This window comes from Acinetobacter sp. YH12144, assembly GCF_013418345.1.
Taxonomy (GTDB): Bacteria; Pseudomonadota; Gammaproteobacteria; order Pseudomonadales; family Moraxellaceae; genus Acinetobacter; species Acinetobacter amyesii.
Genome location: NZ_VPCD01000012.1, coordinates 1 through 13,026 on the forward strand (window position 1 = coordinate 1; position 13,026 = coordinate 13,026).

A 13,026-nucleotide genomic window follows, 5' to 3' on the forward strand; every position below is an offset into this window, starting at 1 on the left:
AAGCAAACATGTAATCTTTCTTCTGCATCTAAAGCCTTGCCCATCAAGTGTTTACCACAATCATTTTATCGACGTATGCAGCGCTTCTTTGCAGGTCAGTATTTTGATTATCGTCAAATTTCTCAGTGTCATCACCAGAACGATGGTGATGACTACGGCGATCTGACCCCAAAGGATTCGGCCTCCGCGCAATGCAGGCTCCAGTCGGCAAAAGAGACGGAGCCGATCAGAGAGTAGGCAAAATCGGGACGGGCAACAGGAAAGAGGATGCCGGAGGGCTGCCGGATACTATCGGCGGCAAATAGGATGGATCGCCTGTGCCGTTATCGTGCCGGTCGAGTGCCATCCAGGAAACGATTGGGCGAATCGCCGTCACGCTTCATTTTGCCTGCGAGGTTGAGTAGATTTTTCAGTGCGGAGTTGCGATTGAACGGCGACCAGACGGCTGTAAAGGCAACCGGCTCCGGTTCATCGAGGAAGGGCAGGAAGACGATGCCGGTCGTCGGCAACAATGACGTTGCCTCGCCGACGATAGTGATGCCGAAGCCTTGTCCGACCATAGATAGCAGCGTGTCGCGCCCCACATCAAAGCGCCGGATCGACGGTGCGGGCCAACGCCCGGCAAGGCGCAGCACGATATGGTCATGGACCTGCGGGCCGGTGCCACCATAGCGAACAATGAAAGTCTCGCCGACCAGATCGGACCAAGTGATTGCGGACTGCCCGGCGAGGCGATGCCCATCCGATAGCACGGCCACCAGCGGTTCGGTCCAGATCGGTCGGGTATGGCAGTCGGGCATCTCGGGCTTGCCCGCGACGAACACCACGTCGAGCTGGTCAGCACGAAGCTGCATCACCGCATCGCGGGCTGTGCCTTCGGTGATCTCAACCTCAATGCCCGTATGTTCTTCCCGATAATGACGGATCAGCTCCGTGAGAAAGCTGCGTGGGATTAAGGCATGGATGCCGATGCGAAGCCGGCCGTATTCTCCTTGAGCTGTCATGCCTGCGGTCTTCACTGCGTGATCGAGTTGATCGACACCCGCCGTGACACGCTCCATGAAGTGCCTGCCTGCGTCTGTTAGCCGAACGCCCCGCGCATGGCGCTCAAATAGCAGGACACCAAGGTTATCCTCCAGCGCTTTCACACGCGCGCTGACGCTCGACTGGCTGATACCAAGTGCCTTGGCCGCATGCCGAAAATTCAGATGCTCGGCGACGGCGATGAACTGAACAAGGGAAATGAGCGGTATCCTGCCAGACAGGATACCGACATTCACGAGGTTTCGATGGTTAGTGCGCCGCATCGGAGCGGGCCTGCTACCAGTCGTCGGTTAGACGACTGGCGACTTCTCGGTGGCAGCCCCACGGAGCCGAAGGAGCACCAGCCCCAACGAAACCAGTACCGCCATCGCCGTGGCGTAACAGATCACGGGCCACGCTGTGTCACCGTTTAAAAGTGCCACCGCCAATGTCCCGACAATGCTGACTATCAGGCTTTGAACGCAGAAGTAGAACGCGACCGCTGATCCCGCGATGTCGTCGAACTCTGCCAAAGCGCCGTTCGCGGTAACGGACACCGTGAAGACAATACCGACCGCGACAACCCACATCGGTAGGATGAAGGTGAGGAATGACGGCGAGCCGTAAAGTTCGCCGATCCCCAACAGGACCGCTCCGCAAACAAGCAACGCCATCCCACGCGCCACGCATCCTGCGATGCCCCATCTGGCGACAAAGGACTTCGCGAAACGGGTTGTCACGATCATTACAAGCGCGACAGTGGCGAAGGCAAAGCTGAATCCGATCTCGGAATATTCCGCTTGGCCTATGAGCACACGGGGAGCCGTCGAGAAGAAGACGAAGTAGGTGCCCATACCGGCGCTAAAGCCGACAGTGTAAACCCAAAAAGCCGGACTCGCGAAGATCGGCAAGACAGATCGGCGCGTCTTGACTTGATCCAGAGGGCGGGTTTCGTGCCACCTGAAACCCGCATTTAGGAGTGCGAGCATCGCCAGTATAGCCAAAGTAATGAATATCGCCTGCCATCCCAAGAACTCGCCGATCAATACTCCGGCGATAGGGCCGAGCGCAGGCACGAACGCCAGCATCGAACTGAAAAGGCCGTAGATGACGACACCCTCAGGACGGTTGGCATAAACGTCGCGAACCGTCGCGAACGTCGCCACCAGCATGGCCGACGCGCCCACTGCTTGAAGTAGACGGAAAGCGACAAAGGCCGGTGCAGTTGAAGACCAAGCTGCTCCCAGAGACGCAATGACGAAAGCCGTTGCGCCCGCAAGTAGAATTGGCCGTCGCCCGATTCTGTCTGAGAGCGGACCAAAAATCACCTGGCCCACGCCGAGCATCACCATATAGAGGCTCAACGTGAGTTGGATCATAGCGGGCGTCGTGTTCAGGATGCCGGGCATCGCTGGAACGACAGGGAGATAAATATCCATCGCCAGTGAAGCGAGGATGTCGAAAGGAGCCATCAGCAGCAGTGCTGCCGGCAGCGTATAGGCCCACGCGGGGCGTGTGGTGGTCATGACGAATCAACCCTCGATTAAGGAATACCGGGCGACGTCTGCTCGTCAGCAATCAGATGAGACTAGCCTTACAGAGCGCCGCAACAACAATACTGGTTGTTGCGGCTTACTTGTCTGCTGACTTGGAATTTCCCATCTGATTACTCCACGCTTACGAATATGAATTGCTACATTTTATCCGATTATCTTTTGCTTTGCAATGCGGCATGGGCGCACTCAGCGTTCCAGCCCCCTCTGCCGCCCTAAATGCTTGCTCCAATGCATCGAGCACCATATCTGTATTCATCCGTGTCGATACTTTCCATCCAACAATTGCTCGTGAGAACACATCAATAATAAATGCAGTATAAACCCAGCCTGAATTTGTTTGAATATACGTAAAGTCACTCACCCACAGTTGGTCAGGATGATCAGCAGTAAAATTACGTTTTACCAAGTCATCCGCTCGTTTTTGATCATCTCGGCTACGGGTGGTTTGTTTGTTCTTACCACGCCAAACACCTTTTATACCTAGCTTTTGCATTAATCGAGCAACAGTACAGCGCGCAATAATATAGCCTTCACGTTTCAGTTTTTGCCAGACTTTACGTACACCATACCGACCTGAACTTTCCTTCCAAATTCGTTTAATCTCCTCAGCATGATGCAAGTCATGTAAATCTCGCTTTGCTCGATGTTCTGGATTTTCACAGAGATCTAGAGTCCGGTAATAGGTTGAAGGTGCGATCGGTAAAATTCTACAAATCGCCTCGACTCCGTACAGCTCTTTATTATTATGGATAAAATCCACCATTATTTGTGTGGGCGGTCGAGCTCCGCCTGGGCGAAAAAAGCGGCTGCTTTACGTAGAATTTCATTGGCGCGTTGCAGTTCTTTATTTTCGCGTTCGAGTTGTTTGATACGTTCTTGGTCTGAAAGCTGCTGTACTTTAACTGGATTTTGTTTATCTAAATATTTTTGATACCAAACACGTAGTGTTTCAGGAGTACAACCCTTGCGCAGTATACTGCTCAGGGAGCAATAGCGGTGATCGCAGCCCAATTCGATGGATAATCTTTCTCGGATTCAATCAATAATTGAACCGCTCTTTCTCTGATTTCAGGGGTATATTTTACTTTTTTCATCGGGACATTCTCTCAGAAAGCTTGGTCTCCGACAAACCCGGTACGGTTCAAAAATCTTCCATTGATTTATTTATATCTGTTAAACCAGTCGCATTATGAAATGTAATATAAGTAGAAATTTCAGTATAAATGGTCATGATCTTTTCTAAATTTGAATATCTAAGCGTCTTCATTAATCAACCTTATTGATTATTAGTTTCTTCTTTTAAAGCTCTTTGTACTGTTGCTATCCCTACTTTAAACTTTTCTGCAACACCTCTAAATGTTGAATTTTCTTCAGCCATTGCTTTTCGTATTTCAACATAGTCAACCTTCCGCTTTCTTCCCTTATATAAGCCCTTCGCTTTGGCTTTTGCAATTCCTTCCTTTTGACGCTCACGGATCATGGAGCGTTCAAACTCTGCAAATGCAGCAAGCATCTGAAACATGAGTTTATTTATTGCCGATTGTGCTACATCATGACTGAAGGTCAAATTCTCTTTATGAAAAATAATGGTTATACCACGATCATTCAGACTATTCACAATTTCGTTCAGATCATTTGTATTACGTGCCAGACGATCAATACTATGAACATGCACCGTATCACCTTCACGCAGATAGTCGAGCATTGCATTTAACTGAGGACGTTCACGGCTACCACCGCTTGCCTTTTCAGTAAAGGTCTTATCCAGGCTGATTCCATCTAATTGACGTTCAGTATTTTGTTCAGTTGAACTGACTCGAATATATCCGACCTGATTAGGCATTCTGTACCGTTAGAGTTTAGATAATTAAATACATATTGTACCGAAATTAAATATTAAGTCTATAAATACGGTTTTTGAGTTGCTTTTTAAGACTTTATTTTGTTCCGTTAGGCTATACTCTATAGTTACATAATTCGTGATTTAAAGAGACCTAGAAAAAGAGAAATGGTATTTATTTGAGCTAATCAAAGTTGAGAAACTTTAGAATTCTTGCGTTAGTCAAATTTTAAGCAGCCAAAAGCTATATTTTATGAGGTTTTAGCCAATTCAAAAATTAGATAAACTATACTTTCGCAAGAGGTCTTTTGATTAAATAATAAGCGTGGAACGTGAAAAATCATAAAAAAAGCCCACCTTGGGGAAGATGGGCTATCAACTAGAAACTACAGCATTGATTTCTATAGAGAATTATAACGCTGTTATTCCTAAGTAGTAATGTCCTACCTTAAAACCAAATAGAAATGTCCTATACAGACATTTCCAAGTCAAGCACAGGATTCAGATTTCGTTCTTTGATTACTGTCTTCTGTGCACGTCTGCTTGGCATAGATTGAGAACGATTACGTTTGTTTTGCTGTTCCAATTCTTCATGCTGTTGTTGAATATGATTGAGAACTGCACCTAAACGTTTATTCTCAACAATCTCTCGCTGGTTAAGCTGACTTAATTTATCGAAGATGCTGTAATTGATTTTTCTTCCCTGATATTCAATCGCGACTGTACCATCCGGGTATTCCAGGAACTCAAGATACTTACTAATCAATCTTTGGTTTTCTTCCGTGTTTTCCAGGAGATATACGCATTTATCATAAGTAATCGTCAGGCTATTCGTGACTCTGCGGGGTTCACGCCAGGTAAAAATATCATCTAATTCTTCGGCTGTTTCAGTGACAGTCCGGTGTAGATCCTTGGGATTAAAGGCCATCTTGGCAAACTTCTGATTGAATTGCTCAATGAAGCAGGGTAGCCAGGCATTCGCTTGTTCAATCGAACAGATGCCTTCCAGGCGCATTTCTTTGATCAGACGGTCCTGAAGCGTTCTATTGGCTCGTTCTACACGGCCTTTGGCCTGTGGTGAATTAGCGAAGATAATATCGATATTCAGGGTGCTGAGTACGCGCCCAAATTGCGTAATCTTGGTGTCTTTCTTGCTGCTTTGATTCACCCTGAAGACTGAATGTTTATCGCTGTAGAAGGCTAAAGGCTTACCATGCTGCTCAACATACAAACGTGTTGAAATCATATAGTCAAAGGCTGATTCTGACTCACAGAAGCGTAAGTGCTGCAATTTTCCTGTGGCGTCATCGATAAACACCAATAGACAGCATTTAGGGGCTCTTCCTTCAAACCAGTCATGATGTGAGCCATCAATTTGGATCAGTTCACCATAACAGTCCCGGTTATAACGAGGCTGATATGGGCGTTTCAGGCGTTTGGAGCGAGGAATCCATAAATCGGCTGCAATCATCCAGGAACGCAGGGTTTCCACTGAAATATCGAATCCATGAATGGTAGTCAGCTTTTCATGCGCTAAAGTGGGTCCGAAACCATGGAATTGCTCAGCAACCATATTGAGGCACTTGAGCCTGAGTTCTTCAGGAAGCCTGGAATTGCTGGTTTGACCACGACCGGCATGGGCTAATGCAGCTGGGCCTTGAGCTTTGTATTTTTGCAGTAAACGCCTGATCTGACGTTCTGAAATATGAAGTAGCTGAGCAGCCTGGGATTGAGTTATGCGTTGATCGCAGATTTCCTGCACGACCGACAATCGTTTAAGTTCTTTATCCGACATAGACACCAACATATCAAACCGTCCGCTTCGATAATCGCAAAAGCGCATATTCTAAAAGCGGACATTTTTACTTTGGAGAAACCGGACATTTCTATTTTGGAGTTACAAACGCATTTCGTATAAGGTGTATTATGTTAATTTTAGATTTTTTAAAAAATTAGGGCATCCATGAATCCTTTAGAATTCTACTGTTTAATATTGAAAAATATGGATAAAAACCTGGCTAAGAAACTAGGTAAAATTGAGAAAAAATATACTAATGTTCCATTTAAAAATGATGAAATAGCTAAAGTTAAAATTAAATCCGAATTTGCTTCAGAAATGGGGTTTTTCGTACTTAATTCAGCAACTTCTTTAGCTGTAGATGAAGAAAACTATAATTTTGCATACTGCTTAAAAATCTTAGAACTATATCCAATTAAGAATAACGATTTTTTTTATTGGAATGAGCATATAAAGCTATTTTCAGAATTAGAAAAAAATAATTTTTTATATGAAGATGTCTGCAAACTACATGATTTTCTGGTAAATAACTTTAGCTTTAACGGTGATTTAAAGAATATTATTAGTCATGAGATGCTTAGAAATTCTGGCGTCAATATACTGCTAATTTTAATTCACTTAGATCATTTAATTTCTAAGAAGTGGGGATTCCAATCAATCTCACTAAACCAAGCATTAAAGTTTAAGTTTAAAAATAAACGACCATACTTCCCATCAAAAACTTTTACAGATTTTCTTTTATTTATCTTAAAGATAAATGCAAAGTTTGAAGCAACAAAAGGACATAAAGTCGAGATTCTGAAGACTATTCCTCCAACTAATGGTTTTGAGCAATGGTTAGATCCTTCTCTCGAAGATGAACAAATTAAAGAATTTATACAACTAATTAAAAAAGTTAGAGAAAACAGAAGACTATGCTACTTGAATGAAGTCTATGAGTTCCTAGGTCTACCTTATGGTGAGTTTAAAAATGATGAAATTTATGAACAAGTCTCAGAAGAGAATTATTTATTCCTGAAAAATGAACTTCCAGAAGATAAGTGGTTTGAAAGTATTAATGCCATAGCTGGCCTATGGTTAATATATTTTTGGCAAGACTTTTATTATAAACATTTTCAAAAAACAGCCAGCGTTTCTACGTTAGCTACATCAGAAGATTTTATCGTGATATGGGAAGCCTTCCTGAAGAAATATCCTTCAGAAGGCCAATATCTTTGGCCTTCTGAATTGATATTACAAGATAAATAAATTTTTATTTACGAGGTGGATTATTGTCTCGGCCACCACCTGATGGATTTCCAGTAGTACTAGGCCAACCTGCTGTGCTCATAGTTTTCATCCTTATTTAGATTTCGTAGGTTTATGATTAGGATTCAATTGTCGGCTACGGTTGTCCTGATTCTGCGCATGTTGAATATTATTAGGATTTTTTACTGTAGCACGTTGATCATTCGCTGTTTGTGTCATTGCTTTCTCCTTAAAATGTTTGAACATCTGACAAGGAAAGTATGGCTTCAAAAAAATATGCATCTTGCCTGAAAAACAGTAAAAAAGTTTAAATTTTAACCAAAAAAATTATGTATTTAACATAATGGTGTTATACGAAATTAATGGATGTTCGTATAAATTACTTGCATATTGTATTCGATCGAATACAATATAGTGAGAAGATAAGGAATCCTCATGATTGAAATTAAACGTCTTCCAGAATTTGATGAATGGTTGGATGGCATTAAAGACAATATGACCCGTATCCGCCTGAATCGTCGATTAGATAAGGTTCAACGTGGAAACTGGGGAGACATTAAACCTCTCCAAGATGGCGTTTGGGAAATGAGAGAATTCTTCGGTTCTGGATGGAGGATGTATTACATCCAACATGGTGACGTTGTGATTGTAATGCTTGGTGGTGGAGATAAATCAACTCAACAACAAGACATCGATCGGGCAGTCAAACTATCGAAAACATTGGAGGATTAAAATGGTTAAAGTCGCTGATTTACCAAGTTTTGATATGGCTGAGTCGCTCAAAACTGAAGAAGACATTGTGATGTATCTCAATATGGTTCTTGAAGAAAATGATCCAGCTGAATTAGCCCATGCACTTGGTGTTATTGCTAAAGCTCGTGGCATGACTCAAATCGCTAAAGAAGCAGGGATTGGGCGTGAAGCACTCTACAAAGCCCTACGTCAGGATTCAGCACCACGTTTTGATACGATTAATCGTGTAGTAAATGCTTTAGGCTTAAAACTCACAGTACAACACGCTTAAAACTTTAAAAATATAGTAAAAATGGGAGCTAAAGGCTCCCATTTTTAGATTCGTATAAGGTGTATTATGTTAATTTTAGAAATTCTATATAAATATAGAATTTTTAAAACTTAAATTCTGGCATGTGTCCCATACTTATCAATCATGATCGAACTGGCTTCATTTAGACCACGTACTGTGACATTCGCACCATTCTTTTGAAATTTATTTACAACAGAATCAAGCATGGCGACTGATGTTACATCCCAAATGTGAGAATGGGTCAAATCAATAATCACCTCCTTTACATCCTCTTTAAAGTCAAAACCTTGCATGAATTTTTCAGAAGAACTAAAGAAGATCTGACCTCTCAACTCATATAAACGGGCCATTCCTTCAAAAGATGCTGTCACCTGGATATCATTTTCAAGTTTATTCGCCAGGAACAAGGCTGAAAGTAATACGCCTGTTAACACACCCAAAGCCAGGTTATGCGTAGCAACAACTACAATCACCGTCGCAATCATGACGATATTACTACTCTTAGGATTATCTTTTAACTGAGTGACAGAACTCCATTCAAAGGTACTGATAGAGACCATTATCATTACCGCTACCAATGCAGCCATTGGAATCACTTTGAGCCAGTCGCTGATAAATACAACCAGAATAAGAAGAAAAATGCCCGCAGAGAATGTTGATAAGCGTGTAAGGCCACCTGATTTTACGTTAATCATAGATTGACCAATCATTGCACAACCGGCCATGCCACCCATAAAGCCAGAAGCAATATTCGCAATCCCTTGTCCCTTACATTCCTGATATTTATCACTTGGCGTATCAGTCATTTCATCCACGATAGTTGCTGTCATCATCGATTCAAGTAAACCTACAGCCGCCAGTGCGACTGAATAAGGCAAAATAATCATCAATGTTTCAATATTCAAAGGAATATCTGGAATCAAGAACATTGGAAGTGTGTCAGGTAAAGACCCCATATCGCCCACGGTCCGTACATCAATTCCTAAAGCGATTGCCAATAATGTGATTGCAATGATGCAGACTAGTGGAGAAGGGAGTAATTTTCCTAATTTGGGAACCAGAGGGAATAGATAAATAATTGCTAAACCTAAAGCAACAAAAGCATATACATGCCAGGTCACATTAATCAGTTCAGGCAATTGAGCCATGAAAATTAAGATCGCTAACGCATTTACGAATCCAATAACCACAGATTTAGATACAAACCGCATTAACTTGGCGAGCTTTAAATAGCCTGCCAATATTTGAATCACGCCTGTCAAAATTGTTGCTGCCAGCAGATATTCAAGCCCATGCTCTTTGACCAATGTGACCATAAGCAGCGCCATTGCACCAGTGGCTGCTGAAATCATGGCAGGACGACCACCTACGAAAGAAATCACGACGGCAATACAGAAGGATGCGTATAGACCAACTTTAGGATCTACACCTGCAATAATTGAAAATGCGATGGCTTCAGGGATGAGTGCAAGACCGACGACTAATCCGGCAAGTACATCCCCACGGATGTTAGAGAACCACTGTTCTCGGACATTAGATAACATAAACATAGCCTGTTTTTTAATTTTTCAGATAGGCTAGTGATGTGATATATACAACACACAAACGACTACACCACATCACTAGACAGTGATGAGTTATTTACAGATTTAAGACGATAAATAAACTTAAGGTGGCGTAAGTGTCATAAGATGAAAGAACGTTTTAGAGTAAAAAAATCAGGACAAGGGTAACAGCTAGGTACTTTTTTATAAAGCCTGGATGTTATATCCAAGCTTTGTTTAATCGGTATTTTATGAAGCTTTTGGCTCCCCAAGTAATTGACCTATTTCCAAACGTGTATAGCCACGTTCTTTAAAAATCAAAACAATAGCCTGTTTATAATCTTCAGAAGTAGAAGTCTTATACTTAGTTATCAGTTGATTTTCAGAATTCAGCTCAAGATCATTTTTGATGGTCAATACTTCGCTAGAGATCTTGTTAAAGATATTTAGGTTAAACATACAGGCACTCGTCATCCGTATTATAGCGGCCCGACTATAACGAATACCTGTCTTAGCTACGCTAGACACCCTTGGCCGCAAGGATTACAAATTAAGAAAAATTCCGCAAGTTTTTGTCTATTGAAAGAATAAATAATCTCCCAACTGCTATCTATTTAACATAATGGTGGTTATACGAAATTCTGTTGTAGCCCCATACATTCAAGTTTATTTCTTGCATGAATGTATCCTATAGGATACATTACTCTTATGTACTCAATATATACCACTGAAGTCTTTGATGACTGGTTTACTAAGTTAAAAGACCTGCAGGCAAAAAGACGTATACAAGTCCGAATTGATCGGGTTGAAGATGGAAACTTTGGAGATACTGAACCAGTAGGTGAAGGTGTTTCTGAATTACGTTTCTTCTTTGGACCTGGCTACAGGATCTATTACTGTAAGCAAGGGCAAAGGGTCGTTATTCTTTTAGCAGGCGGAGACAAGTCTACGCAAAGTAAAGATATAAAACTTGCCCTACAATTAGCACAAGATTTAGAGGAGGAGCTGTAAATGGCTATCAAACTTCGCAAATGGGACAGTGCTGAACATCTTAAAACAGAAGAAGATATGCAAGCTTACCTACAAGCCTGTATCGATGAATCTAATGGTGATGCGGCATTCATTGCAAAAGCTTTAGGTAATATTGCTAAAGCTAAAGGAATGGCTCAATTATCAAGAGACACTGGTTTAGGTCGAGAAAGTCTTTATAAAGCACTTTCTGGCGATGTAAATCCAAGCTTTGATACTGTTATTAAAGTCGTAAAAGCACTGAATTTACGCTTAGCAATTTAAAAAAAACTAGTAAAAAAGGGAGCTTTAAGCTCCATTTTTCATTTCAACTTCGTATAACGTGTATTATGTTAATTTTAGGAAAAGTGAAAAATAATCTACAATAGAATCTACGAAAAATTGGCCATCAATTATGCCTGATTTCTCCAGTGGAAATAATTGGATTGTGAGATCCCCCACTCAAAATCATAAATTAGAAAGAATTGAAGCATTTCTTTCCAATTATGCTTATAAACCTCACCGACATGATACTTATGCTATTGGCAGGACTCTTTCCGGAGTTCAAAACTTTCATTACAAAGGTACATTGCAACATAGCTTGCCAGGCATGACTATGGTTCTACACCCGGATGAAAAGCATGATGGTGAATCAGGAACATTAGATGGCTATCGCTATAGAATGATTTACATCGAACCAGCGATGATCCAAACCATTTTAAAGGGTAAACCTTTGCCTTTTATCAGACATGGCTTAAGTAATGATATTCGCCTGTTTAGGGCAATGGATAGCTTTCTAAATAATATAAATAATTATATGGATACCCTAGAAGAGGAAGATGCTCTATTTGATTTGGCAACTACACTGTGTGAAATTTCAGATACTTCATCTAACCAAAACAAAAAATTTGACTACAAGGCAGCAGAGAGAGCGCGTGAGTGTATTTTGGCGTATCCACATGAAAACTTAAGTTTGTCAGATTTAGAGAAACATGCTGATCGTGACCGCTGGAGCCTTTCTCGTGATTTCCGATTATTATTTGGAACTAGCCCACACCGTTATATGATCATGCGTCGCTTAGAAACAGTTAAGTTCTACCTTGCTCAAGGGGAGTCTATTGTTAATGCTGCTTTAAATGCAGGCTTTTTTGATCAGAGTCATATGACCAGACATTTTATAAAAACATTTGGTTTAACTCCCACTCAATGGAAAATGATAAATATTAAAAGATAGCCGTTCGATTTGAACGGCTAATTTGTCCTACAGCAGATTTATTCCATTAAGAAAATCTTTGAACATAAAAAGCCCTGATAAAATCAAGAGTATACCCATCAGCTTATTTAGCCGATTAAACCAGATAGGATTAGCAATTTTGTTGCCTAATACTTTTCCAACCAGAGCATAGGTGAATGGTGCGCCAACAGCACCAAGTGAAATCAGTAAAGAAACTATCAAGATCATGATTCCTGTGATTTTGGCTGCAGGGTACATAATTGTCGTAACAGGTAGAATGACGAGAATGGCTTTTGGATTTAATAACTGAATAAATAAGCCATTTAAGAATGTTAGATGGCTTTCTTGCTGTTGAGTTGTTTCTACATTCGCCCTAATCATTTTTATAGCCAAGTAGAATGTATAAATTGCACCCGCTAAAGCAATATAATGAATCAATCCATGTGGAATAACAGCTTCACCTATATAGCCAAACAATACGAATAAGATCAACATGGCGAAACCAATGCCTAGGTAAAATCCTATAGTCTTTTTTAATTGACCTGTAAGGCCAGAATTTAGCCCCATAAAATTTACAGGGCCTGGGCTATACATAACGCTTAATGTATAAAGAAATATTTCCACAGAGTTCACTCAATTAGATAGCAATAAACATCAAAGAGAGAACGGTATCGAGTTATAGGCCTTAAAGATTGTACGTTTGTGCTGAACTAATTAAAAATTTCTATTT

At 41.6% G+C, this 13,026-nt stretch carries 14 protein-coding genes, 3 pseudogenes and 1 other annotated feature; of the genes and pseudogenes, 7 read left to right on the forward strand and 10 right to left on the reverse strand.

The window, feature by feature from the left end; all coding sequences use genetic code 11:
• Positions 1-126: pseudogene (locus FTU79_RS09355) on the forward strand (IS4 family transposase); the annotation flags it as partial.
• A gap of 197 nt (positions 127-323) precedes the next feature.
• Here FTU79_RS09355 and FTU79_RS09360 read toward each other — a convergent pair.
• From FTU79_RS09360 to FTU79_RS09380, 6 genes and pseudogenes are all read right to left on the reverse strand, one after another.
• On the reverse strand, positions 324-1,004 hold the full coding sequence (locus FTU79_RS09360; RefSeq protein WP_109354582.1) for a LysR family substrate-binding domain-containing protein: 681 nt from the start codon (positions 1,002-1,004) through the stop codon (positions 324-326).
• Between the two features lie 3 nt (positions 1,005-1,007).
• A pseudogene (locus FTU79_RS16670) lies at positions 1,008-1,307 on the reverse strand (LysR family transcriptional regulator); the annotation flags it as partial.
• Positions 1,308-1,334: 27 nt separating this feature from the next.
• A complete protein-coding gene (floR, locus tag FTU79_RS09365) occupies positions 1,335-2,549 on the reverse strand; it encodes a chloramphenicol/florfenicol efflux MFS transporter FloR (RefSeq protein ID WP_000214122.1) in 1,215 nt (404 codons plus the stop codon).
• A 151-nt stretch (positions 2,550-2,700) separates the two neighbouring features.
• A pseudogene (locus FTU79_RS09370) lies at positions 2,701-3,673 on the reverse strand (IS3 family transposase).
• Positions 3,268-3,384: a sequence feature (AL1L pseudoknot), on the reverse strand. (Overlaps the previous pseudogene by 117 nt.)
• Before the next feature lie 182 nt (positions 3,674-3,855).
• Positions 3,856-4,422, reverse strand: a complete 567-nt coding sequence (locus FTU79_RS09375) for a recombinase family protein (protein WP_006581699.1) — start codon at positions 4,420-4,422, stop codon at positions 3,856-3,858.
• Between the two features lie 466 nt (positions 4,423-4,888).
• Complete coding sequence (locus tag FTU79_RS09380) at positions 4,889-6,214, reverse strand: ISNCY family transposase (protein ID WP_179989167.1); 1,326 nt, start codon at positions 6,212-6,214, stop codon at positions 4,889-4,891.
• Between the two features lie 168 nt (positions 6,215-6,382).
• On the opposite strand from FTU79_RS09380, the gene FTU79_RS09385 reads away from it, so the two are divergent.
• On the forward strand, positions 6,383-7,465 hold the full coding sequence (locus tag FTU79_RS09385; RefSeq protein WP_004969299.1) for a hypothetical protein: 1,083 nt from the start codon (positions 6,383-6,385) through the stop codon (positions 7,463-7,465).
• 93 nt (positions 7,466-7,558) lie between these two features.
• On the opposite strand, the gene FTU79_RS16555 is transcribed toward FTU79_RS09385, so the two are convergent.
• Positions 7,559-7,684, reverse strand: coding sequence for a hypothetical protein (locus tag FTU79_RS16555; RefSeq protein WP_004969301.1), 126 nt, complete (start codon positions 7,682-7,684; stop codon positions 7,559-7,561).
• Between the two features lie 216 nt (positions 7,685-7,900).
• On the opposite strand from FTU79_RS16555, the gene FTU79_RS09390 reads away from it, so the two are divergent.
• Together FTU79_RS09390 and FTU79_RS09395 are read left to right on the forward strand one after the other, a co-directional pair.
• The gene (locus FTU79_RS09390) at positions 7,901-8,197 is read left to right on the forward strand and encodes a type II toxin-antitoxin system RelE/ParE family toxin (protein ID WP_004647749.1); all 297 of its coding nucleotides are present in this window, start codon (positions 7,901-7,903) and stop codon (positions 8,195-8,197) included.
• A gap of 1 nt (position 8,198) precedes the next feature.
• Complete coding sequence (locus tag FTU79_RS09395; protein ID WP_004969304.1) at positions 8,199-8,489, forward strand: addiction module antidote protein; 291 nt, start codon at positions 8,199-8,201, stop codon at positions 8,487-8,489.
• A 110-nt stretch (positions 8,490-8,599) separates the two neighbouring features.
• Here FTU79_RS09395 and FTU79_RS09400 read toward each other — a convergent pair whose 3' ends face one another.
• Positions 8,600-10,054: a SulP family inorganic anion transporter gene (locus FTU79_RS09400; RefSeq protein ID WP_026438532.1), complete on the reverse strand. Its 1,455-nt coding sequence runs from the start codon at positions 10,052-10,054 to the stop codon at positions 8,600-8,602.
• 249 nt (positions 10,055-10,303) lie between these two features.
• Entirely contained in the window at positions 10,304-10,513 is a 210-nt protein-coding gene (locus FTU79_RS09405; RefSeq protein ID WP_004976362.1) for a hypothetical protein, read from the reverse strand.
• Between the two features lie 249 nt (positions 10,514-10,762).
• Here FTU79_RS09405 and FTU79_RS09410 point away from each other — a divergent pair, with 249 nt between their 5' ends.
• The 3 genes from FTU79_RS09410 (at position 10,763) to FTU79_RS09420 (ending at position 12,296) form a co-directional block, all read left to right on the forward strand.
• Positions 10,763-11,065, forward strand: a complete 303-nt coding sequence (locus FTU79_RS09410) for a type II toxin-antitoxin system RelE/ParE family toxin (protein WP_154320144.1) — start codon at positions 10,763-10,765, stop codon at positions 11,063-11,065.
• The gene (locus tag FTU79_RS09415; protein ID WP_000985610.1) at positions 11,066-11,347 is read left to right on the forward strand and encodes an addiction module antidote protein; all 282 of its coding nucleotides are present in this window, start codon (positions 11,066-11,068) and stop codon (positions 11,345-11,347) included.
• A 130-nt stretch (positions 11,348-11,477) separates the two neighbouring features.
• Positions 11,478-12,296, forward strand: coding sequence for an AraC family transcriptional regulator (locus FTU79_RS09420; RefSeq protein WP_032073151.1), 819 nt, complete (start codon positions 11,478-11,480; stop codon positions 12,294-12,296).
• 27 nt (positions 12,297-12,323) lie between these two features.
• Here the strand turns inward: FTU79_RS09420 and FTU79_RS09425 are convergent, their stop codons facing one another.
• Positions 12,324-12,920, reverse strand: coding sequence for a LysE family translocator (locus FTU79_RS09425; protein WP_074163998.1), 597 nt, complete (start codon positions 12,918-12,920; stop codon positions 12,324-12,326).
• Between the last annotated feature and the right edge of the window lie 106 nt (positions 12,921-13,026).

Bases quoted from the DNA above. Each gene is read 5' to 3' on its own strand.
- FTU79_RS09385 (WP_004969299.1), top strand. From the start codon at position 6,383: ATGAATCCTTTAGAATTCTACTGTTTAATATTGAAAAATATGGATAAA.
- FTU79_RS09420 (WP_032073151.1), top strand. From the start codon at position 11,478: ATGCCTGATTTCTCCAGTGGAAATAATTGGATTGTGAGATCCCCCACT.
- FTU79_RS09405 (WP_004976362.1), bottom strand. From the start codon at position 10,513: ATGTTTAACCTAAATATCTTTAACAAGATCTCTAGCGAAGTATTGACC.
- FTU79_RS09380 (WP_179989167.1), bottom strand. From the start codon at position 6,214: ATGTCGGATAAAGAACTTAAACGATTGTCGGTCGTGCAGGAAATCTGC.
- FTU79_RS09390 (WP_004647749.1), top strand. From the start codon at position 7,901: ATGATTGAAATTAAACGTCTTCCAGAATTTGATGAATGGTTGGATGGC.
- FTU79_RS09410 (WP_154320144.1), top strand. From the start codon at position 10,763: ATGTACTCAATATATACCACTGAAGTCTTTGATGACTGGTTTACTAAG.
- FTU79_RS16555 (WP_004969301.1), bottom strand. From the start codon at position 7,684: ATGACACAAACAGCGAATGATCAACGTGCTACAGTAAAAAATCCTAAT.
- floR (WP_000214122.1), bottom strand. From the start codon at position 2,549: ATGACCACCACACGCCCCGCGTGGGCCTATACGCTGCCGGCAGCACTG.
- FTU79_RS09415 (WP_000985610.1), top strand. From the start codon at position 11,066: ATGGCTATCAAACTTCGCAAATGGGACAGTGCTGAACATCTTAAAACA.
- FTU79_RS09375 (WP_006581699.1), bottom strand. From the start codon at position 4,422: ATGCCTAATCAGGTCGGATATATTCGAGTCAGTTCAACTGAACAAAAT.
- FTU79_RS09360 (WP_109354582.1), bottom strand. From the start codon at position 1,004: ATGACAGCTCAAGGAGAATACGGCCGGCTTCGCATCGGCATCCATGCC.
- FTU79_RS09395 (WP_004969304.1), top strand. From the start codon at position 8,199: ATGGTTAAAGTCGCTGATTTACCAAGTTTTGATATGGCTGAGTCGCTC.
- FTU79_RS09400 (WP_026438532.1), bottom strand. From the start codon at position 10,054: ATGTTATCTAATGTCCGAGAACAGTGGTTCTCTAACATCCGTGGGGAT.